We start from the raw sequence: 20311 nt of genomic DNA on the forward strand, positions 1-20311 counted from the left end.
GGATGAAAATCGGTTAATCGGCGAGCCTTGGCGTGAACAGCTTGCCGTCGCGCAGTGCGCTGCCGATGACGGTTTCGGCTGCTTGCTGGTCCGTCACGTAGTGCACTTCGTTCGCAGCATGACTATCCGCTCTCCTGATCTCGAAGCCATTGCCTTCGGCATGGATCACAAATGCCAGGTTCCGGCGCTTCCCTACAAAGAAATACCGACCTGGCCGGCCGTATACCACTTCCCTTTCTTTGACGAGATACGACAGATCCGCCATCGCTGTGACGCGGAGCATGCGGCCACGGGGACCGGCGACATGGTTGAATGAATTTTTCACGTTGATCTCCTTTGAAATGACGGGTGATAATGGTGGTTGGTGCGGCGGAGCCGGATTGCTGAAGCATGCCGACGCTTCAGGAAAACAGATCGGTCTGGACGGCAGATTGCTTGATCTGCTGGTTGATCCATTGCGGATTTTTCTCCAGCTGGTGTGCGACCCAGTCGGGGTGGTGCAGGATTTCGGACTGTATCCAGGCCGGATAGTGGTGCAGCGAAGCGCTGAACCATGCCTTCAAATGGCTGAGAATCCAGCCGCGAATGTCGTCAGCGCTGAGCTTGCCGAAGTAGGCAGTCGGAGAAAGCGGACTCGCTCCCACCACTTCCAGGCAGCTGGCAAAGGAAAACGGCATCCGGTCGTGTTCAGGATCGGTAAAGATCCATCGTAGCAGCTCAAACTTCTCTTCCAGTGGTGCAAGTGGATCGCGAAGCCCGTCGATTTTCGTCAGGAGCAGCCAGTGAAGGTTGACCACAGCTTGCTCGTCCCATAGGACATCTGGCGCAGCATCAATGGATTGCAGTAATGCCTGGCTACTCAGATCGCCTTGACTACCTTTGTCGATCTGAAACATGTCTGGTTGGGGCAGGCTTCGGCCTGATTCGGGTGTCAGGCCGGAATGGTTAAATGTGCTATGCATGATTGCCTCCCATGGAGCAGGGGCAATCAATCCCCCGGGATTGTTTGTCCCTGGGGGTGAAAGAATACCGGCGGAGCCGGCAATGACAAGACTGGCTTAAGATGCGGCACGAACCGCAATGACGGGCTGCCAGCTACCGTCCTACAAACCTTTTGACGCGGCGCATGAAGCAGCGATGCGGCGCGACGAAAGGTCTCAAGATGGAAAGGATGGCGACAGGAGGACAGTGGTGACGCGACAGCCATCGATAGGCAAAGTGACGGTGCTGCGCGCAACTATGGTGGCTCGCCGATGCTTGCAGGGCCAGCTGCTGCTGAATTATCTCTCAATGTAGGACACGCCGATGGTGAAGTCAAATGCGGCACGACGACAACGGCACCCATCACGTGGACAATATCGATCGTGCCTTATATCGCTATGAAGGCGATACATCAAGCGGGACCGCTTCCTTCTCGATAATGACCACCTATGGCGTGAACTGCGTCATGGGAACCTGCCATTCACGACTCCTCCGACCTGGCGAAGTGGTCCTCAAGTCAGCGAAACGAGAAGAAGCCAGATAACGAAATACATCCGGAGGCAGGACTGCAGAGATACAATTGGCGCATAGCTGCATTTAGAGCAGGTAGCAACAATCGGCAAACAATGAATGAGGAATCAATGCACGGAATACGAAGGAAGAACTTGGCGCTGTTGCGCGGCGTGGGTGGCTTTACATTGCTCGAATTATTGGTCGTTATCGTGATCATCGGCTTGCTGGCAGCGTATGTCGGTCCGAAATACTTCGCCCAGCTGGGCAAGTCGGAGGTGACAGTAGCCAAGGCGCAGATCGAAGCATTTGAAAAATCTCTGGATACCTATCGCCTGGATGTGGGACGCTATCCCACAACAGAAGAAGGCTTGGCGGCATTGCTCCTCGCGCCGCCAAGCGCAGGCACACGCTGGAATGGCCCTTATCTGAAAAAGAATGTGCCATTGGATCCATGGGGGCACGCCTACCAATACCGCTCGCCAGGCACCAAAGGCGAGTACGACATCGTCTCCATGGGCAAGGATGGCCAGCCCGGCGGTAGTGGCGAGAGCGCCGACATTAGTTCCCAATAGGACTGCCGGCAGGCTTCGCCTGGCGGCTCAGCATCATCTCCGTCAAGGAAGCCGGCGCGGCCATCCGGCCGCGATCCCGGTAGCGTCCCCAGAACAATGGGGACGCTTCTGCATGACTTCGCACTCAATAGACATATTGCCAGCCTCGGCATGGCTCGGAAACAGTACCTGCTTACTATCCTGGTCCGTCAGCTTCACGGGACTGCCGGCTCGGCTGCGAAGATGCTCTTAGCTGATTCACGCTGTCGCGAATGGCTGCCTCCGCAAATCCCATCAGCCAGGCATCGCGCAGTTCAATCTGGCAATTAAAGAGGCGTGGTACCTGGTTATTGCCGCGCGCGTAGTCGTCATAGCCGATTTCTTCAGCGCGGAAGAGCAATACACTCATGCGTTCATGCCGGTGCTGAGGATGGTATTGCATGTCCAGTGCGCGGCAATAGTCTTGATAAATCAATCTGATGGTAATACTCAGAACCTCATCCATTTTATTACTCCTTAATGCATACGCTTTGTGCCGTCGTGCAGCGCCCCTCCGTGCAGGTAGCAAAGATCTTTTGCCGAGCACAGGTGCCCCGTCGCCAGGTCGCAGAAACAAAAACACGTTCTGTTTGTCCGAATGAAACGCGCGCCATCCCGGGTCATGACGCGCGTACCTGGAAGCAGCGCCTCCAGCTGTTCAATCAATGCGGCAGGCTCGCCAGCCGAACTGGCAGTGCTCAGCGCATGCACTCCATTGAAAGGTGAAAAATGGTGTTTCATGTCCTCCTCCGTGCTCTGGGTTGTGGGGTGGTTGCTGAATCATGTGTTTCAGCCATGCGGCCGTGAGTGGTTTCCGCTCACCGCATGGTTGTGACTATGTGAAATCGCGCTCCATCGCTGTACCATGCGCACACGGACTACCTTGTCAGCGTGGCCTGGCGCCGCAGGAAGCCCAGCGGCAGGCTCGAATAGGGAGGCTGCTACGGATTGCGTGCCATGCGGCCGATATCTGCGATGACCGCATGCCACGCCCGCCGGGAGTTATCCGGCAGCATAGGCGTGAGATGCACTAGCCAATTGACATTGGCCACTGGCTGCAAGCAGTACTGCCTGCTGTGATGGCCTACTGCACAGGCAGGGTTTGACTGCAGCTCGCCAGCGAATGGCGGGTGTCGCCATCGGACTGACTACTCCTCCCCATAGGGGGAGCAGTAACCGCAGGCGGGACAGTCAATGCTCCAGTACTGATTGATTGACCCGGAGTCGGCATTTTCCCAGTAACGGTAGCGTGCCCATTCATGACCGCACCCAGGACACTCTCCTTGATAGCGTTCGTCGTCCAGTTCCATGCCGCCAGGTTCGACACCGTTGCCAAATACCATGGTACTCATCTCAGCCTCCCTGTTTATTTGCCAGGTTGACGCATGGATGACTGCGCGCAGCCCATTGCGGCAGCTTACTGACCGATACATGGAAAAGAGACGCGAGTGCCATGGTGTACCAGGAGAGCCTGGGCCGTGCAGGGCACAGGAGCCGGCAGGTATGCGGCATCTGCGGCCAACTTGAAAGCAGGCGCGCCTTGGCTGGACTCTGCTGAATGCCTATCGTCAGTGCTGGACCTCGCGGGATCGCGCTCAGACTAGCTTGCTCCTTGCATGCAGGGAGAATGCCGGAACCGCCAAGGAGAATGCAGATTGAACGGTCGTGATGCAGTAGATCGTATCGTTGGGACATGATAGTTCTCCAGAAAAGATGGAGTCTCCCGAGCCCCAGGCGGGGTTTTCGGGAACCCCGCAAGCGAACGAAAAAATAAGTAGACAACGATGATGCGGCAGATACCTGCCGCAGACACAAGCACCTCAATACATGGTTTTTCCAGTGCAGGACTTTCCAGTATCTGTGGCAGCTATCCAAGTGAAGAATCTGGCCAGTAGATGTATGGCCAGTTCACAGTTGCAAGTGCAACGTATCGGCGCCAGAAGCGCCGATGAGAGTGGCGGGTAACGACCGCTACGCCTGCCGCAGCGGTGCAGCAGGATCCAGTGACAAGTCCGCGATGGGCAAGGACCGGAGCAATTTGAGAGCGATTCTCAACATATGCATGTCTATTCTTGCACCAGACGCAGTGCAATTCAAGCGAGGGCAAGCGCTAAGTTCGACGAAAAGCCCCCTGACTGAGAGAGAGGCCTTAGGCACTGCACGCATGTGAGAATGTCGTCCTGTGCCAAAGCCTATGCGAACGGCTTCGGTATGACGCTACGTTGAGGATAGCGTTGAGCGTCGGCCGGTGTGGTGGCAGGGAAGCGCAGGCATTGGCTGCTCCGATCGCCATATCCGTGCATCAGGAAGCGTGCGTAGCTGTGCTGCTTTTTTTGCGTTGGCCATGTCGCTCGCGAAGGCACTGATGGCATGCAGTACGATAGGTGTCGGCCCTGCATCGAGCAGAAGTGCCGTGGCGAAAAGTGTGGAACGTCTGCCGTCGCGTGCCAGCGATTTGAGGAAATGCCAACGTGCGCGGGTCCGCACATGTGTCAGTTAAACTCGGTGTGCATCTTCGAGGGGGATGCAGTTTGCAGTGGTGGTCAGCAAGCTGGCCGTGTGGATCAGTAAGGCGCTCTCGTTCACCGCATGCACCAATGCGCTTAGGACAAGGCGCAAGCCTGCCTCTGGATCAGTATCCTGCGGTAGCGTTTTTACTGCAAAAGTGCGTTCAATTTTCTGCCTGGAGTTTTCTTGACATCCTTACCGTCCTGTTGGATTGGGAGGATGCCAATCGTTTCGGAGGCAATCGCGAGATCAACCGGACGAAGCGTCACCGATGCCCCTTCACGTCTTGGCGGTGCCTCTTTGACGATCATCGATCAGAAATTTTTTTGCGGAAAAGAGCTGTATTGATTCCACTTCCGCTTCGAATCTGCAAATCCGAACATGCAAGGGTAACTGCCTCCCATTTTCCAAGTAACATGGTATTTCAAGAAAGTAGCAAGGATTATTTTCTTTTGAGAGCGAATCATTCATTGCTTGTCCGAAAGTTGCCGGCCCTTCACTTGCATGGTTTTCTGGAAATCGATTGTTTTATGAGCGCAGATTTGTGATCTGGGGTTTGTACAGTCTCTTCCTCGCAGTGTATATGGCCTACACGTATCACGAATAGTGCCAGCGGTGCATGGTAGATATTCGACTATACTTCGATAACAATAATCTTGTTGCCTGATGGAACATACTATATCCACCGAAGAGTAAGCTCTGAAGAAACAAGCACGGCTCTGATGTTGTCAATGAGTTTATGGTAGATACAAATATCGCAGCAAGAAAGATAGCTTTGGTGAGGTAATTGCCAGCCACTAGGGATGAGTTTCAAAAACCGGTCATGCCATCTTTGATGCTTGGTGAGCGTTTTCTACAGTGGAGTCGTTGACACAAGTGACTCACTTGGCAGCGCTTGCGTTCGCGGATGATCCTTTCCTCTGCAGGCCATGCGGGAAGGATTGCGCCTGAACCGCTCGATGAGCGTCCATCCATGCAGTTCATTGATGTTAACCATGATCCTCAAGGAAGGCCAATTGGACGTCGAGACAGTCAATGAGAGATTGTCTCGGACATTGTACGGGGCCATGACATGGTAGCGCAGATCACTGTTTTTCTGTAGGCAATACGATCTTCCTATTTTTTCAGGAGGGATATTTTCATCTATCTGGTTTCTCTCCGTAAAAGATCGTTCCCATTTTTCGTATATCAATGGAAAATACGTTCGCCACGTCAACACGAATTATCTTTTTAATAATTCAATCAATATGAATCTGAACTTTTCAGGAAGGGCATTTTGTGCGCGGATCCTACATGAGCATGTAGTTACGATGTCTTGGCGATCATTCTATATTCAAGCCTGACATACAGGAGCGTTCACCATGGATATCGTAGCGATTAAAAGAGGCAGTATCTTTCTTTCAAACTCGGACGAACAGGAAATGTTTCGATTACGTCACTCTATGTTTCGTGAGCGGCTGGGATGGGATGTCCACACGCAGGATGGTATGGAGTTTGACGAATACGACCAGCTTAATCCCCTGTACATGCTGGCCAAGGACGGCAATACCTTGCAAGGCTGCTGGCGGATGCTGCCAACGACAGGACCGAACATGCTGCGCGACGTGTTTCCTGTGCTGCTCGACGGCGATGCGCCCTGCGGCGACGATATTTGGGAACTGAGCCGCTTTGCTGTGCGTAAACAGGACTGTGCCACATTTGGTCTGAGTTTGCTGCCAATGCAGATGATGCTGCATGTCGTCCGCCTAGCCCGCAAGTATGGCATCAACCATCTGGTAACGGTCACCACGCCGGCAATGGAGCGCATGCTCAAGCATGCCAACATGGCGCCACGTCGCTTGGGACCCGTGGTGCCGATGGGGGTGGCGCGCGCGGTAGCGCTGTGGATAGAGGCCAGCCATGCCACGGAAGCAGCCTTGGTCAATGCCCTTGCCCAGCGTGACGACAAGTATCTCGCTCCCGCGTGCCAGCCTGGCATGGCGATCAAAATTTATGACTGAACAGCTGCGCGCTGCTGCGGTTTCTCAGGTGTCAGGCGCCGCGACTACGCAGATGACGGAGGCAAGATAATGGATTCCCGCTATTACGTATTCGGCGCCGGCCATGCCGCCGAGCAATTGTCGTACATCGGCCTGTGCGACTGCCGGCCCGACGAATACAAGGAAGAGATTCTGCGTAGCCTTGCACGCAGCGGCAGTAGCGGCCTGGCCCTCTGGATTGCGGAGATGCGGCGGCGTAGCGAATCCGACCTGTTTGTCATCGAGGACTACCCCACCCGCAGCGAAGCCGAGGATGCCGTTTGCTTCTGGCGCAGTTACTACCGCTGGCTCGGTTTTGAATTGCTTTGCGGCGGCGATGCCGCCCTTGATGTCAAGGCGTACGACGCCGCCTCCCCGATAGGATAGCCATGCCGTCAGTCCCCACCGTTTTCATGTTCTCAGGACAGGGATCTCACTATTTCCATATGGGCAAGAGCTTATATGAGCACAATGCCACGTTTCGCCGCTGGATGCAGGATATGGATCAGTTCGTGCGTGACAGCAGCGGGCAGGGCGTGCTTGATATCCTGTACGACGAGCGGCGCGGCAAGGGGGAATCCTTTGACAGGACGCTGCTGACCCATCCAGCCATTTTCATGGTCGAGTATGCACTTGCACAAGCTGTGATGGAACAGGGAATTGTGCCGGATCTGACGCTGGGCGTCAGTTTGGGCACAGCGGCGGCAGCGGCCATTTCGGGATGCATCGGCGTGGAAGATGCGCTCAAAGCGGTGATGATGCAAGCACATGCGCTGGAACAGCACTGCCTGCCGGGCGGCATGATCGCCATCCTGAGCACGCCCAACACCCGCGTACTGGAGGATCTGCGCGAGGAATTCGAGATCGCCTCCATTAATTTCGACAGCCATTTCGTGATAGCGGCACAGCGCGGCAGCATGGCCGCCATCGAGGCCGTGCTGCGGGAACGCCAACTGACGTTCCAGGCGCTGCCGGTGTCGTTCGCTTTTCATTCGCGCTGGATCGATGCGGCCCAGCCCTGCATCGAACGCGGGCTGGCCGCATTGCCTCAGAGACCCGCGAAAATTCCCATGGCATGCTGCGCCCACGCCCGCGTCCTGACGCTGCTGTCGGCAAACTATTTCTGGGAAGTAGCCAGGAAACCGATCCGCTTCCAGGACACCATTGCCGAACTGGAAAAAAGTGCGCCTTATCGTTATCTCGACCTGGGACCGGCGGGAACACTGGCAACATTCCTGAAATACACTCTCAAGCCGGGCTCCAAGTCGATCGCGCAGGCGCTGATGTCGCCCTTCGGCGGTGAAGTGCGGCACCTGGCCGCGCTTGGCGTCACTGCACCGCTGGTGCAAGGGGCCTGATATCGGCACACTGCTCACACTGGATCTCGCCCGTATCGATGTCTGGTGCGCCCATTTGGACGATATGCACCAGCCTGCGCTGCTGCAGCGTTACTGGTATTTATTGACGGAAACGGAAAAGAGCCAGGCGAGGCGCTTCCATTTTCCTGCCGACCAGCACCGCTATCTGGTGACGCGGGTGCTGCTGCGCACCGTGCTGTCACGTTACGCGCCTGTCTCGCCCGCGCAGTGGCGCTTTTCTTGCAATGCTTATGGCAAGCCTGCCGTCGCCAATGACGGGGGACAGGCGGCAAGGATCGCATTCAATCTCAGTCATAGCGGCCAGTTGGTGGTCCTGTGCGTCAGCTGCGACCACGCGCTGGGCATAGACACGGAATGCCTGACTGGGCGCCCGCCGTCCATGGACACGGTGGCGCGCTATTTCTGTGCTGAGGAAGCGCTCGCGTTGGCGGCCAGTCCAGCTCACCTCCGGGCTGAACGTTTTTACCGTTACTGGACATTGAAGGAAGCCTACATCAAGGCGCGCGGCATGGGCATGTCGATTCCGCTGGATCAGTTCAGTTTTGACTTCGGTGTCGGTGGCCATATCGCCATGCACATGCAGCCCGCACTGGGTGACAGGGCCACGCGCTGGCGCTTCTGGCAGTGGCGGCAAGCGGCCGGCCTGATCGCGGTGTGCGCACCAGCGAGCACGCCACAGCCGCAACAGCTGACGCACAAGCGGATTATTCCGTTGGTGGAAGAGCAGGTGTCGGAGGATATCTGCGCGACAACCTCTTTCTGATACCGGCGGCGCTTGAGCATGCATAGCAATCCTTACCTGCAGGGCAATTTCGCCCCAGTCATGAGCGAAACGAACATCACCGGCCTGCGCCTGACAGGCCGGCTGCCAGCGGGCCTGTCAGGCACGTTGTGCCGTGTCGGACCAAATCCCCAATACCCTCCCCGCGACGCCGACTATCATTGGTTTGCGGGGGATGGCATGCTGCACGCATTTGACATCCGCGATGGACGCGTGGCGTACCGCAATCGCTGGATGCGCACGCCGAAATGGCGCATGGAACATGCTGCGGGACAAGCGCTGTTCGGTACCTTCGGCAATCCCCTGACTAGCCATCCCGTAACCGCGGGCCTGTGCAGTGGTACAGCAAACACCAACGTGATATGGCATGGCCGGCGCCTGTTCGCGTTGGAAGAGTCCCATCAGCCCTTCGAACTCGATGCCAACTCCCTGGCATCGAAAGGGCACCAGGATTTTGGGGGGAGGCTGCACGCTCCGTTTACGGCCCACCCGCGTACCGATCCGCGCAGCGGCGCCCTGCACTTCTTTGCCTATGCCGCCGATGGCGCTGGCCAGCCGGACATGCTGGCCGGTGTACTTGATCCCGATTGCCGGATGACACGGCTGGAAACCTTCCGCGCTCCCTATGCGAGCATGGTGCATGACTTCCTGCTGACTGAACATTTCGCGCTCTATCCGGTGATGCCGCTCACGGCCAGTATGACGCGCGCCATGCAAGGCCAGCCAATGTTCGCCTGGGAGCCAGGCAAGGGCTCGTATGTGGGCATCATGCGCCGCGATGGCACGCAGCGCAGCATGCGCTGGCTGGAAACCGAGGATTGCCATGTTTTTCATTTCATGAATGCCTGGGAAGATGGCGATTGCATCGTGGCCCATGCGATGCAATCGGAGGTCGCGCCCGGCTGGGCAGATACGCGTGGCCGCATGGGCGACCCGGCGCGGATGGTGGCGCGGCTATGCCGGTGGCGTATCGACCTGTCTACCGGAAAGATCCAACGCCATTATATCGATGACCTTGCCGCCGAATTTCCACGCTTCGATGATCGTTACGCGACCATGCCCCATCGTGCTGGTTTCTATGCCTGCCATGCGGACGCGCTGACGCGCGATCCGTATCAGAACCTGCTGTTCGGTTCCTTGGCGCGGATTGACTTGCATAGCGGTAACCGTACGCTGTATACGCTGCCCGATGGCGACGTCATTTCCGAACCTGTCTTTGCGCCAGGGGGCCCCGATGCGCCGGAAGGCCGTGGCTGGCTGCTGGCCGTGGCCTGGCGCGCGCGTGACCAGCGTAGCGAATTGTTGATACTGGACGCGGAAAACCTGGCTGACGGTCCGCTGGCGACGGCGGTGTTGCCATGCCGCGTACCGTTTGGGTTTCACGGCAATTGGCGGGCGGATCCTCCTCCCACTGCCTGACAGTGCGGCCCAGGCCCACGCCTATATGAATGCAAGACGAATTGAGAGAGAGTATGAATGATATTGCACCGACGGCGCCAGTGCGCCACGTCTCCATCGTGCAGCGCGAAACGCTGGGCCGCTTCCGGCCACGCTTGAGTCTGCGTACCTTGAGCCGCGGCGATGGTTTGCTGGGCCTGCGTCCGGCCGGCCTGTTTTCGCCCCGCGGCAGCAATGTGACGGTGGCACAGATCGATTGGACCTATGCCACGCCTGATGGCATGCGCTGGGAAACGCCCGCCCCAACATCGTTGTACGCCAGTGAGTCCGATTTGACGCAGGAACTGCTTGATCCGCAGGGCGAGTGGCTGCTCATGCGCCGCAACGTGCATGCCGAAACCGATGCGCTGGAACAGATCCGTAATCTGGGCATGCATCCGCTACCCGAAGACGCGCTGCAATGGCGTGCCGGTGGAATGGCGCCGGCCATGCAATGGTGGTCGTTGCTGCAAGAAGAATTATTTGGTGATTTTTGGGCGGACAACCTGCCCCAGCTGCAGGCCAAAGGCTGGAATATCGTCGTGCATCCTGGCTTTGCGCATGAAAGCGTGCCCGTGGAAGCCTGGCGTCTCATCGTCGATCCTGAAAGTGGCGAAGTGCTGGGGCGCGAAGTGGCTGCACGTCTGCACGAGCGCAGTGCGAGCCTGGCCGGCGGCAGTGGTCCAGGCAAGGCTGAATGGTGGCTGCTGACACTGGGCGTGGATATCGACGGTGAATCCTTTGATCTTGCGCCAATGCTCGCCGACCTGCTGCGCCGCGACCAGCGCTGGCTGGATCGCAAACAGATCGCCGCCATCGATGCCCATGCCCGCATCTCCCTACGCGCACCCGGCGGCAAGCGCATCGATGCGCTGGCGGCACCGCTCAAGGCCATTGTCACGGCCATGCTCGACCTGCTTACGGATCCCAAACGCAAGCCGGGTGCGCTGCGCCTGTCGCCATGGGATGCGCAGCGCCTCGACGAGCTGGGCGTAGAGCTGCTGCATGCAGATGCCGCCTGCGGCGGTGCGCAAGGTAGCCTGCAACTACAGGGCGGCGAGGACCTGCGCGCGTTGGCCCAGCGCCTGCGCGGTAGCGGCGCGCCGCAGACCGTCGCCCAGCCTGCGGGCATGGGCATTACCCTGCGGCCATACCAATTGCATGGCCTGGCCTGGCTCCAGTACCTGCGCGAACACCGGCTGGCTGGCATCCTTGCTGACGACATGGGGCTGGGCAAGACGGCACAGGTGGTCGCGCATCTGTTGGTGGAACAGCAGGCTGGCCGCCTGGACTTGCCTGCGTTGGTGGTACTGCCCACTTCACTGGTATTCAACTGGCAAGCCGAAATCCAACGGATGGCGCCCAGCCTGCGGGTATTGGCCCTGCAGGGGGCGAAACGGGCCGAGGACTTTGCGCGCATCGTGCAACATGACGTCATCCTGACGACCTATCCGTTGTTGTGGCGTGATCTTGACGTGCTGGCGCCGCAGCCTTTTCACCTGCTGATCCTGGACGAAGCGCAGACAGTGAAAAATGCGGCCGGGCGCAGCGCCAGCGCAGTACGCCGCATCCAGGCCCGCCATCGCCTGTGCATGACCGGCACGCCGATGGAAAACCACCTGGGTGAATTATGGACGCAATTTAACTTCCTGATGCCAGGCTTCCTGGGTGATGCGCGCAGCTTTGCCCGCCTGTGGCGCAAGCCCATTGAAGAGAACGGCGAAACGCTGCGCGCAGCCTTGCTCGCACAGCGCATCCGGCCATTCATCCTACGCCGGCGCAAGGACAACGTCGCCACTGAGTTACCGCCCAAGACCGAGGTTGTAAAGCTGCTGCGCCTGGAAGGACGCCAGCGCGACCTGTATGAGAGCGTGCGCGTCGCCGCCGACAAGCAGGTGCGCAGCGTGCTGCAGCGCCGCGGCTTTACCGGATCGCAGATCCGCATCATGGATGCCTTGCTCAAGTTGCGCCAGGTCTGCTGCGATCCCTTGCTGCTCAAAGGCGAGGTGCCCCCCAAGGCCACCGAAAGGGCCAAGGTGGAAATGCTGCGCGACATGCTGCCCAATCTGGTGGCGGAAGGACGCCGTATCCTGATATTTTCGCAGTTTACGGAAATGCTGTCCCTGGTCGAAAAAGAATTGGACGCGTTGCAGCTGGCCTGGCTGTCACTGACGGGAAAAACGCCGCCAGCCCAGCGCGGCGCCCTGGTGGCCCGTTTCCAGGGCAAGACGGTGCCAATCTTGCTGGTCAGCCTGAAAGTGGGCGGCGTGGGCCTGAACCTGACGGCGGCCGATACCGTGATCATGCTCGATCCGTGGTGGAACCCTGCTGTGGAAGAACAGGCCATTGCGCGCGCCTACCGCATCGGCCAGGATCAGCCTGTTTTCGTCTATAAGTTGGTGGTTGAAGGCAGCATCGAAGAACGCATACTGGAATTGCAGGCACGCAAATCGGCGCTGACAGAGGACATTCTGGGTAGCGACGCGGCGCTGGCGCCAAAATTCAATGCGGCCGAACTAAATGCCCTGCTGGCGCCCCTCGGCTCTAGCATGGCGTCCATCGTCTGAGCACGCGTCAGTCGCCGGGCCTTATAACAAACCGCTGGAGATCGCCTTCAGCACGGCCTGGTGGCGACTGGTGACATCAAATTTATGCAGCAGATTGCGTACATGATGAATCACGCCATGTTCTGAAATTCCCAGCACCCTGGAAATTTCCCAGGTGCTCTTGCCGGCCGCGATCCACTGCAACACGTCGTTTTCCCGCTTGGTCAGGCGTGGACCGGCCGTCTGGCAGTTCTTGATGATCTTGCTCATTACCTCATGGGCCAAGGTCGCCACCAGCGGCCCCCACATGAGCATTTCCCGGATATGGCCACGTGCATCATCGCTTCTGCTCGACAGGGACAGGCTGAGCATGGAAACGCCGCCATCCTTGTTTTGAATCGGGAAAGTGACGCCTGCTAGCAGGCCGTATTGATGGGCCTCTTCGCGGAAAGCCTGCTGGCTAGCGTTTCCATACATCTGATCCGTCCAGATAAACGGCACGAGCGAGGTGAGCGAGTGGGTCACCGTGGGATCGACACCCGCGTAGTCCCTTTGGTCATACCGCGCACGCCATGTCCCATGATAGTTGGATTCGACTTTTTCTATCTTGACACTACCGGAGGTACGAAAACGCCCACCGAACAGAAAGGAATCAAATCCCAGTATCCGGCTTAGATGCTGCAACTCGCCATGCAACTGGGCGGTGGTCGCGCAATCGCTGAGGCGCATGACGTTCGACAGCAGCTCGGAGCTGTCGAAAGCTGCAGTGGGCCGTTCACAGCGGATCTCTTCATCGCGCAATTTCATCATGTAGTGGATGTAACGAAATGGGTGAACGAAATATCAGTGAGAAAGCGCAGGCGCAGGCTATCTGTGGACTGATGTTGTTTGTATTTTAACACCGTCATTCAGCGATGTTGCACAAATAAATGAACAGGAACAGCCCTCCTTCCAAGGGGGAAAGGCGCCTCCCTCTTCGGCTTTGCGGCCGTCCGGGTGCGGGTGGCCGGACCTGGTATTTCCTTCAATGCCAGGCGAGCCTGCCTTCCGCCAAGAGCGGCGGAAGGCAAACTGCATCTAGGCCGTCGCCGGATGGCCAGCTGCTGCAGTGGCTGCTAAAGGCGTGCCTGCGCTTGGATCGCCATAAAACTCTTGCATGACGGGTAGCTGTTCCTGCAACAAATAGCCTGTGAGCTTGGCGATCGATGGAAAGCCAAAGAACACGATCGGTGTGATGTCGACACTGTAGTGGGTGCTCAGCAGCTTGGCGAAGGAAGCAAGACTGATCGAATCGAAGCCAAACTCGACCAAATGCCGTTCGACATCCAACTGCTCGACCGGAAAGGCCAGCAACTGATTGACGCACTGCTTCAGATCGTATTCGATGCATTGTTCCAGGTCCAGGCCGCTCAGCGCCGCACTGCGGCTGGCCGTCGGCGCCGTGGGCGAGGCCAGTGCCGCCAAGGGTGGCGCGATCGCATGCGCCAGGCCCAGTGATGGATAGACCCGGTCGCTGCGTCCCATCATGACCATTTGCTGAGCCGTCGGCTGCGCCAGCAGGCGCTCGAACATGGTGATGCCTTCTGTGTTGGTGAGCGCCCGCTGGCCACCCAGCATCAGGAACATCTTAGTCGCGTCGCCATACGCTTGCCCCATGCCGCCATCCTTCCAGAACGGCCAATTGATGACAATGGCGCGGCCCTGGCGTTTCCCTGCCGCACGCAGGCCGTTGCGGTACTCGGCATACGCCATCTGGAACCGGTTGGCAATCGCATAGTCGCATGTACCAATATCGCCCATGATTGCCGAGACGGTCGAAAAATAGCAAACGAAGTCCAGGGGCTCGTCCCGCAGCACATCGTCCAGCACCAGGGTGCCGTCGATTTTTGAATCGAGTACCGACTGGAATCCGGCCATATCCTGGTGCACGATGGTCTGTACGCTGACGATGCCGGCAGAGTGAATCACGCCATCAATCGATGAAAACATTTCGCGCGCGCACTGTACCCCCGTGCGCATCGCCTCGCCGTCACAGACATCGGCCTGGATGTACAGTACTTTGCCGCCGAGTCGTTCCAGCGCGTCGATGCGTTCGCGCTTCGCCTCATCGAGCGGCGCGCGTCCCGTCAAGACGATGTTTGCCGCGTAGGCGCGAATCAGATGCTCGGCAAAAACATAGCCCAGCCCGCCCAATCCGCCGGTGATCAGATAGGTGGCGCCTGACTTGAGCACGCTCTGCTGCGCCTGCAGCACCGTTGGGCGTATCTGACACACTTGGCGCAGGCCGGTGTCGTAGCGGACGCTTTTCATCTTGTCGACCTGTAGCTCCTGCCATAGCAAAGGCACGCATGTCCCCATGTCGGCCACGGGACCGACCATGTCCAAGGCGACGGCGGCGACCTGCGTATGCGGCAAGACGATACCGATGGAACGTTCAAATCCGATCCACGACTCAACATAGCAGCGGTCCAGCGGCGTGTACTCGCAGCCGGCCAGCAGCAGGCGTGCTACTTCCAGCCGGGTGGAGGCAATCGCTTGCAGGATATACACGACATGCCGGTAGTCGCGCAGGCAGTCGTTGTCTTCCAGGCTCCACAGATACAGCATGGCACCGATCTTGCCATGCGCCTGGCCGATGGCTTCGAGTGCCAGCGCATAGCTGGCCGGGTCGGCGGTATCGATCCAGTACTGCCCTTCCTGCGCTGAGGCCGTGGCATCGTGCAGGAGCGCGCGCCCCACGAACACGACGCGCGCGTCCGCCTCCAATGCATGGATCGCCGCGCCAATGGCCTGCCTGTCCGCCGTCCGCGACGCAAAGCAGACCACGGTGCCCAGCTGCACACCGGCGGACGGCGCGCAGGGCTGCTCCTGCCACAGTTCCTCGAAGGTCATGCTTTCGTTCCAGTCCGGTAGCGCGGAACGCTCGGCTTCAGCTTGCGGCGCCTGTGCGGGCGCAGGCGCTACCCAGTAGCGCTCCCTGGAAAACGGATAGCCCGGCAGGCTGATGCGGCGCGGCGGCTGCTGGCCAAACAGGCTGTGCCAATGCAGCGCATACCCTTGGCAGTACAGCTCCGCCAGCGCCATCAGCCTATCCTGCAACTGGCTCAGCGTGCCATGCAGCGCGCTATCGTGCCGGGTCAGCTCATCCGCGTACTGTTGTAGCATGACCTGCGGCGTGAAATCGCGTGGCACCTTGCCATGGAAGATATGTGGCGTTTTTTCACCATCGAGTGCACGTGCCAGCACGGCCTGCGCATCGTCGCGGTCGCCAACCACCAGCGCGCAGCGGTGCAGGAAATGTTGCCGCCCTTCGAGCAGGGTATGGCATATCTCGGCCAGGGTATGGCCGGCATGCGTGACATCGGCCAGGTAGGCGAGTACATCGCGCAGCCTGTCCTGCAACGCGCTTTCCGTCTTGGCCGACACCACCAGCAGGTGATGCGGCGCCGGCGCCATCGATGGCGGTGCCCCCTCATGGCTTTGCAGCACCACGTGCGCATTCGTGCCGCTCATGCCAAAAGCGCTGACAGCGCCCAGGCGCACCTGTCCTTGGCTTGCCAGCCAGCGCTTGTTGCTCTTGTTGACATAGAACGGGCTCTGCTCCCAGCGAATGTAGCTGTTTTCGCGGGCGCAATGCAGACTGGCCGGAATGATGTGATGGCGCATCGCCTGTATCAGGCTGATCAGGCTGACCAATCCCGATGCGGCTAAAGTATGCCCAAGGTTGGGCTTGACAGATGTCAGTGCGCAGAAGCCTGTTTTGTTCGTGAAGGATTTGAACGTATCGTACAGGGCATTGACCTCCACCGGGTCACCCAGGCGCGTGGCCGTGCCATGCGTCACGATGTAGTCGATGCTGTCCGGCGCGATGCCGCTGCGCTCGTACAGGGAGTGCAGCAGGGCCGTCTGCGCCACGCCGCTAGGCGCGGTGATGCCATTCGTCTTGCCGTCGTAATTGATGCCGCTGGCGCGGATGAGGGCATGAATCGGATCGCCATCGGCCTGGGCCTGCGACAACCGCTTGAGCACGACAACGGCAACCGCTTCGCCAGGTACCATGCCGTTGGCCCGCTCATCGAACGCATAGCAGCGGCTATCTGCCGATAACATGCCTGCCTGCCCCATGCGCGCATGTCCCGCGTCGGTCAGCATCAGGCTGACACCCGCGGCCAGCGCCGTGTCGCACTCCCCCGCCCGCAAGCTCAGGCAGGCCTGGTGCAGCGCGACCAGGCCTGAGGAGCAAGCGGTATTGATGGCCATCGCCGGCCCGCTGGCGTTGATGAAGTAGGCAAGCCTTGCCGCCAGAATGCCGTTGTGGTTCGAGGTGATACCTGCATCGCCCTGCGCCAGGAGCTGGTAGTCGCCCTCCTCCACGCCGACAAAACTGCCCAGGCGGCCGCCACACATCTGCTCCGGGCCGTAGCCTGCATTCTCCAGCGCATTCCATGCTTCCTGCAGCAGCAGGCGCTGGCGCGGGTCCATCGCCTGCGCTTCCTTGGGTGAAATGTCGAAGAACATGGGGTCGAATTCGCTCACGCCCGGCACGAAGCCGCAGGGCTGGCTGCCCGCGTCCCAACCACCGGGACGGTCGTCGGGCGCGGCGCGCAGCACTTCCTTGCCGTCCACTAGAATCTGCCACAATTCGTCCACATCGCGGGCACCGGGAAAGCGTCCGCTCATGCCGATGACGGCGATGGCTTCCTCTGTCTGAGCGCCAGGCGCGGCAGGTGCTGCCCGGTAGCCCTGGCGCCTGCGCGCAGGCGTCGCAGCGGGTGCGGGTACCGATGTGGGGGCTGGCGCGGCCGCTTGTGGCGACGCTTCGGCTGGCGTACCGGCGGAAGCTTCCCTATACAGGACAGCCAGCGCCGCAGCATGTTCTTGCGCAAGATGCGCGGCCAGCTTGTCCAGGGTTGGGAAAGCAAAAAATACCGTCGGCAGCAGCTCGATGCCGAAATAGGCGCTGAGCGTGCCGGCAAAACGCGCCAGGCTAACCGAATCAAATCCGAAATCGGCCAGGTTTTGTTGCCCCGTCATGCGCTCGCTGCCGATAAGCAGCAGCTCGCCGGCCAGCCGCTTCAATTCGATGCCGACGCACTGCTGTACGCTCAAGCCGCGCATGCCACTGCGCCGGCCGGCCGCGGCGCCGATGACGGCCGCAGCGGCATCCGCGTTGCCCGCGGCATGCTGGCGCGACGCAGCAGGTTCAAAGAAGCGCAGCAGCCTGTCCGGCTTGCCAAACAGTACCAGATGCTGGCCTGTTCGCTGCGCCAGCAGGCGTTCCAGCAGCGCCATGCCATCGGCCGTTTCCAGCGCGCGCTGGCCGCTGGTCTGCAAATAGAGTTGCGCTGCACCATCGGCGTTGCCCATGCCGCCGTCCTTCCACAACGGCCAGTTGACCACGACGGCCTTGCAGGCTGTGCCACTGCGCGCCTGCCATGCCGCGTGTGCCATCTGGAAACGGTTGCCTACAGCGTAGTCGCATGAGCCAAAGTCGCCGAGCAGGGCCGCGGCAGACGAGAAATGGCACACGAAGTCCGGCGCATCGTCCTGGAAAATATCGTGCAGTACCAGCGTCCCGGCCACCTTGGGCGCCAGCACCTGTTCGAACTGCTCCAAGGTCGTGTCCGGCAACGCGGTCCTGCCTTCCAGGCCAGCGGCATGAAAGACGCCGTCGATTCGGCCAAAACGGGCCCGTGCATGCGCCAGACCCTGCTGCATCTGCGTCAGGTCGGCCACGTCTGCCTGGACATACGCGACCTGCGCGCCCATGGCCTGCAATGTGGCCAGGCGGCCTTGCAGGCGTGCATCCGGCGCCGAACGTCCGCTGAGGATCAGGTTCGCCCCATATGCCGCTGCCAGATGTTGCGCCAGCAGGTAGCCAAGACTACCGCCACCGCCGGTAATCAGGTAGGTCGAGCTTTTTCTCAGCAGTGTTGGCAGCGTGGCATCGAGGTGGGCCGGCTGCACTTGCAGCACATGCCGCACGCCGTCCCGATATTGAACGCTGTCATTTGCGCTGTGCGCCAACTCGCCCCACAGGCGCTGACACCACGCGGCGGTATCGAATGCGTCGGCCCCCAGCTGGCCCACGAGGGCGAGGTGCGTGCGCGGGAGCACGTTGCCCAGCGAACGCGCATAACCTATCCAGGATTCGGCATGGCAGCGATCCACGCCGTCGGCATAGGCGGCGGCAAGCAGCACGCGCCGGCAGACCAGCTCGGAAGAGGCAATTGCCTGCAGCGCATGCACGATGGGGCTGTGTTCATGCAGGAAGGCTGCGGCCTCCAGGGGCCACAGGTACAGCAGGGCATCGACTTCGCCGCAGGCATCGCGGATGGCGGTGCAAGCAGCGGCGTAACTGGCCCGCTCACCCAGGGTAACTACATAGACGTCCTCACCTGCCCCTTGCCCCGTATGCGAGACAAACACCACGCGGATACCCGGGGCGAGCTGGCGCAGCGTGCCCCTGATGATGCGCTGTTGCGACGGCACGGATGCAAAACACACTACCACGCGGGCTGCGGCGACATTCGCGGTAGGCAGGTCCTGCCGTTGCCAACTTTCTGTGAAGGTCATGATGTCACAGGCGTCGTGCGTGGCATGAGGCACTGGCAACGCTGCCGATCCTTCAGGTCTGCTCACGCCGACTAGCCGCGCGCAGACCTTGCCATCGGGATCGCACAGGTCGATATCGAGCTTGCGCACGCGCTCGTCTGCCTGCACGTCGGCACGCGTGCGCACCAGCGCCCACATGCTGGGACCGCACTCGCCCAGCACTTCGAGGCGTTCCAGGCCGTACGGCAGCGGCGCGTTGCCGTTCGCTTGGCCCGGCGACAGCCCGATTGGTGCCTGCAGTGCTGCATCGAGCAGGCTTGGATGCAAGCCGTAGCCCGCTGCCTGCGCCGCCTGCGATGCCGGCAGTTCCAGCCGCGCCAGCACCTGTCCCTGCCCCACATGTACCGTGTGCAGCGCGCGCAGCGACACGCCATATTCCAGGCCCAGTTCGCCGAGCATCGCATAGCATTGCTTGGCCGACAGCTCGGCCACGCCGCAGGCTGTGCGCAGGCCGGCCAGATCGTACCGCGCCGGCGCCGCCGGCTCGCCTGGTAGTCCCGTTGCCGCGCCGTGCAGCAGGGTACCGTCCGCCGTGTCGCTGTAGATCTCGATGCCGACCGTGCCATCTTCCTGCGGGAACAAGGCCAGGTGCAGCTCGGCCGCTTCGCCCTCGCGCAGCACCAATGGCTGCGGCCAGCGCACGTCGCGCAGCTGCCAGCCATGCTCCGTCCCGCCCGCCTGCACCAGCGCCGCGCGCGCCATTTCCAGGTAGGCCGCCGCCGGCATCATGCGCCGCCCACCGATTACATGCTCGGCCAGGAAGAATTCCTCGCCGCTGAAACAGCTGCTGAAACGGGGACCAGCCATGTCGGAGGTATTGCGCTGCAGCAACGGATGCAGCCATCCGGTCGCTGTTGCTGCAGAGAGGGCTGAAGGCGAGGAAGGCGCGATCCAGTAGCGCTCGCGCGCAAACGGATAACACGGCAGGCTGATCCTGCGTGGC

13 protein-coding genes are annotated in these 20311 nt (G+C 60.0%); 7 read left to right on the forward strand and 6 right to left on the reverse strand.

Translation table 11 applies throughout. From position 1 onward, the window contains the following. Positions 1-13: 13 nt before the first annotated feature. Together AC1RJW_RS26625 and AC1RJW_RS26630 are read right to left on the reverse strand one after the other, a co-directional pair. Positions 14-325 (reverse strand): hypothetical protein, encoded by a 312-nt coding sequence (locus AC1RJW_RS26625; RefSeq protein WP_493047588.1) that lies wholly within the window; start codon positions 323-325, stop codon positions 14-16. 76 nt (positions 326-401) lie between these two features. After that, complete coding sequence (locus AC1RJW_RS26630; RefSeq protein WP_493047589.1) at positions 402-962, reverse strand: hypothetical protein; 561 nt, start codon at positions 960-962, stop codon at positions 402-404. Positions 963-1622: 660 nt separating this feature from the next. On the opposite strand from AC1RJW_RS26630, the gene gspG reads away from it, so the two are divergent. After that, positions 1623-2066 carry a type II secretion system major pseudopilin GspG gene (gene gspG, locus AC1RJW_RS26635; protein ID WP_493047601.1) on the forward strand — a complete coding sequence of 148 codons (444 nt, stop codon included), beginning with the start codon at positions 1623-1625 and terminating at the stop codon, positions 2064-2066. Between the two features lie 175 nt (positions 2067-2241). Here gspG and AC1RJW_RS26640 read toward each other — a convergent pair whose 3' ends face one another. Next, entirely contained in the window at positions 2242-2550 is a 309-nt protein-coding gene (locus AC1RJW_RS26640; protein ID WP_493047590.1) for a hypothetical protein, read from the reverse strand. Between the two features lie 11 nt (positions 2551-2561). Next, positions 2562-2825 carry a hypothetical protein gene (locus AC1RJW_RS26645; RefSeq protein WP_493047591.1) on the reverse strand — a complete coding sequence of 88 codons (264 nt, stop codon included), beginning with the start codon at positions 2823-2825 and terminating at the stop codon, positions 2562-2564. 3128 nt (positions 2826-5953) lie between these two features. Between AC1RJW_RS26645 and AC1RJW_RS26650 the strand changes: the two genes are divergently transcribed. From AC1RJW_RS26650 to AC1RJW_RS26675, 6 genes are all read left to right on the forward strand, one after another. Further along, positions 5954-6592 carry an acyl-homoserine-lactone synthase gene (locus tag AC1RJW_RS26650; protein ID WP_493047592.1) on the forward strand — a complete coding sequence of 213 codons (639 nt, stop codon included), beginning with the start codon at positions 5954-5956 and terminating at the stop codon, positions 6590-6592. 69 nt (positions 6593-6661) lie between these two features. Beyond that, on the forward strand, positions 6662-6997 hold the full coding sequence (locus AC1RJW_RS26655; protein WP_493047593.1) for a hypothetical protein: 336 nt from the start codon (positions 6662-6664) through the stop codon (positions 6995-6997). A 2-nt stretch (positions 6998-6999) separates the two neighbouring features. After that, positions 7000-7968 carry an acyltransferase domain-containing protein gene (locus tag AC1RJW_RS26660; protein ID WP_493047594.1) on the forward strand — a complete coding sequence of 323 codons (969 nt, stop codon included), beginning with the start codon at positions 7000-7002 and terminating at the stop codon, positions 7966-7968. Then, positions 7934-8752, forward strand: coding sequence for a 4'-phosphopantetheinyl transferase family protein (locus AC1RJW_RS26665; protein ID WP_493047595.1), 819 nt, complete (start codon positions 7934-7936; stop codon positions 8750-8752). Before AC1RJW_RS26660 ends, AC1RJW_RS26665 begins: the two co-directional genes overlap by 35 nt. An 18-nt stretch (positions 8753-8770) precedes the next feature. Then, a complete protein-coding gene (locus tag AC1RJW_RS26670) occupies positions 8771-10189 on the forward strand; it encodes a carotenoid oxygenase family protein (RefSeq protein ID WP_493047596.1) in 1419 nt (472 codons plus the stop codon). 53 nt (positions 10190-10242) lie between these two features. Beyond that, positions 10243-12774: a DEAD/DEAH box helicase gene (locus tag AC1RJW_RS26675; RefSeq protein WP_493047597.1), complete on the forward strand. Its 2532-nt coding sequence runs from the start codon at positions 10243-10245 to the stop codon at positions 12772-12774. Between the two features lie 21 nt (positions 12775-12795). Here the strand turns inward: AC1RJW_RS26675 and AC1RJW_RS26680 are convergent, their stop codons facing one another. Then, positions 12796-13563, reverse strand: coding sequence for a helix-turn-helix transcriptional regulator (locus tag AC1RJW_RS26680; RefSeq protein ID WP_493047598.1), 768 nt, complete (start codon positions 13561-13563; stop codon positions 12796-12798). A gap of 267 nt (positions 13564-13830) precedes the next feature. Further along, complete coding sequence (locus AC1RJW_RS26685) at positions 13831-20199, reverse strand: SDR family NAD(P)-dependent oxidoreductase (RefSeq protein ID WP_493047599.1); 6369 nt, start codon at positions 20197-20199, stop codon at positions 13831-13833. Positions 20200-20311: the final 112 nt, after the last annotated feature.

It is taken from the genome of Janthinobacterium sp. GW822-FHT07A03, assembly GCF_058798815.1.

Coding starts and splice junctions, on each gene's coding strand:
- AC1RJW_RS26630 (WP_493047589.1), bottom strand. CDS start 962: ATGCATAGCACATTTAACCATTCCGGCCTGACACCCGAATCAGGCCGA.
- gspG (WP_493047601.1), top strand. CDS start 1,623: ATGCACGGAATACGAAGGAAGAACTTGGCGCTGTTGCGCGGCGTGGGT.
- AC1RJW_RS26640 (WP_493047590.1), bottom strand. CDS start 2,550: ATGGATGAGGTTCTGAGTATTACCATCAGATTGATTTATCAAGACTAT.
- AC1RJW_RS26645 (WP_493047591.1), bottom strand. CDS start 2,825: ATGAAACACCATTTTTCACCTTTCAATGGAGTGCATGCGCTGAGCACT.
- AC1RJW_RS26650 (WP_493047592.1), top strand. CDS start 5,954: ATGGATATCGTAGCGATTAAAAGAGGCAGTATCTTTCTTTCAAACTCG.
- AC1RJW_RS26655 (WP_493047593.1), top strand. CDS start 6,662: ATGGATTCCCGCTATTACGTATTCGGCGCCGGCCATGCCGCCGAGCAA.
- AC1RJW_RS26660 (WP_493047594.1), top strand. CDS start 7,000: ATGCCGTCAGTCCCCACCGTTTTCATGTTCTCAGGACAGGGATCTCAC.
- AC1RJW_RS26670 (WP_493047596.1), top strand. CDS start 8,771: ATGCATAGCAATCCTTACCTGCAGGGCAATTTCGCCCCAGTCATGAGC.
- AC1RJW_RS26675 (WP_493047597.1), top strand. CDS start 10,243: ATGAATGATATTGCACCGACGGCGCCAGTGCGCCACGTCTCCATCGTG.
- AC1RJW_RS26680 (WP_493047598.1), bottom strand. CDS start 13,563: ATGATGAAATTGCGCGATGAAGAGATCCGCTGTGAACGGCCCACTGCA.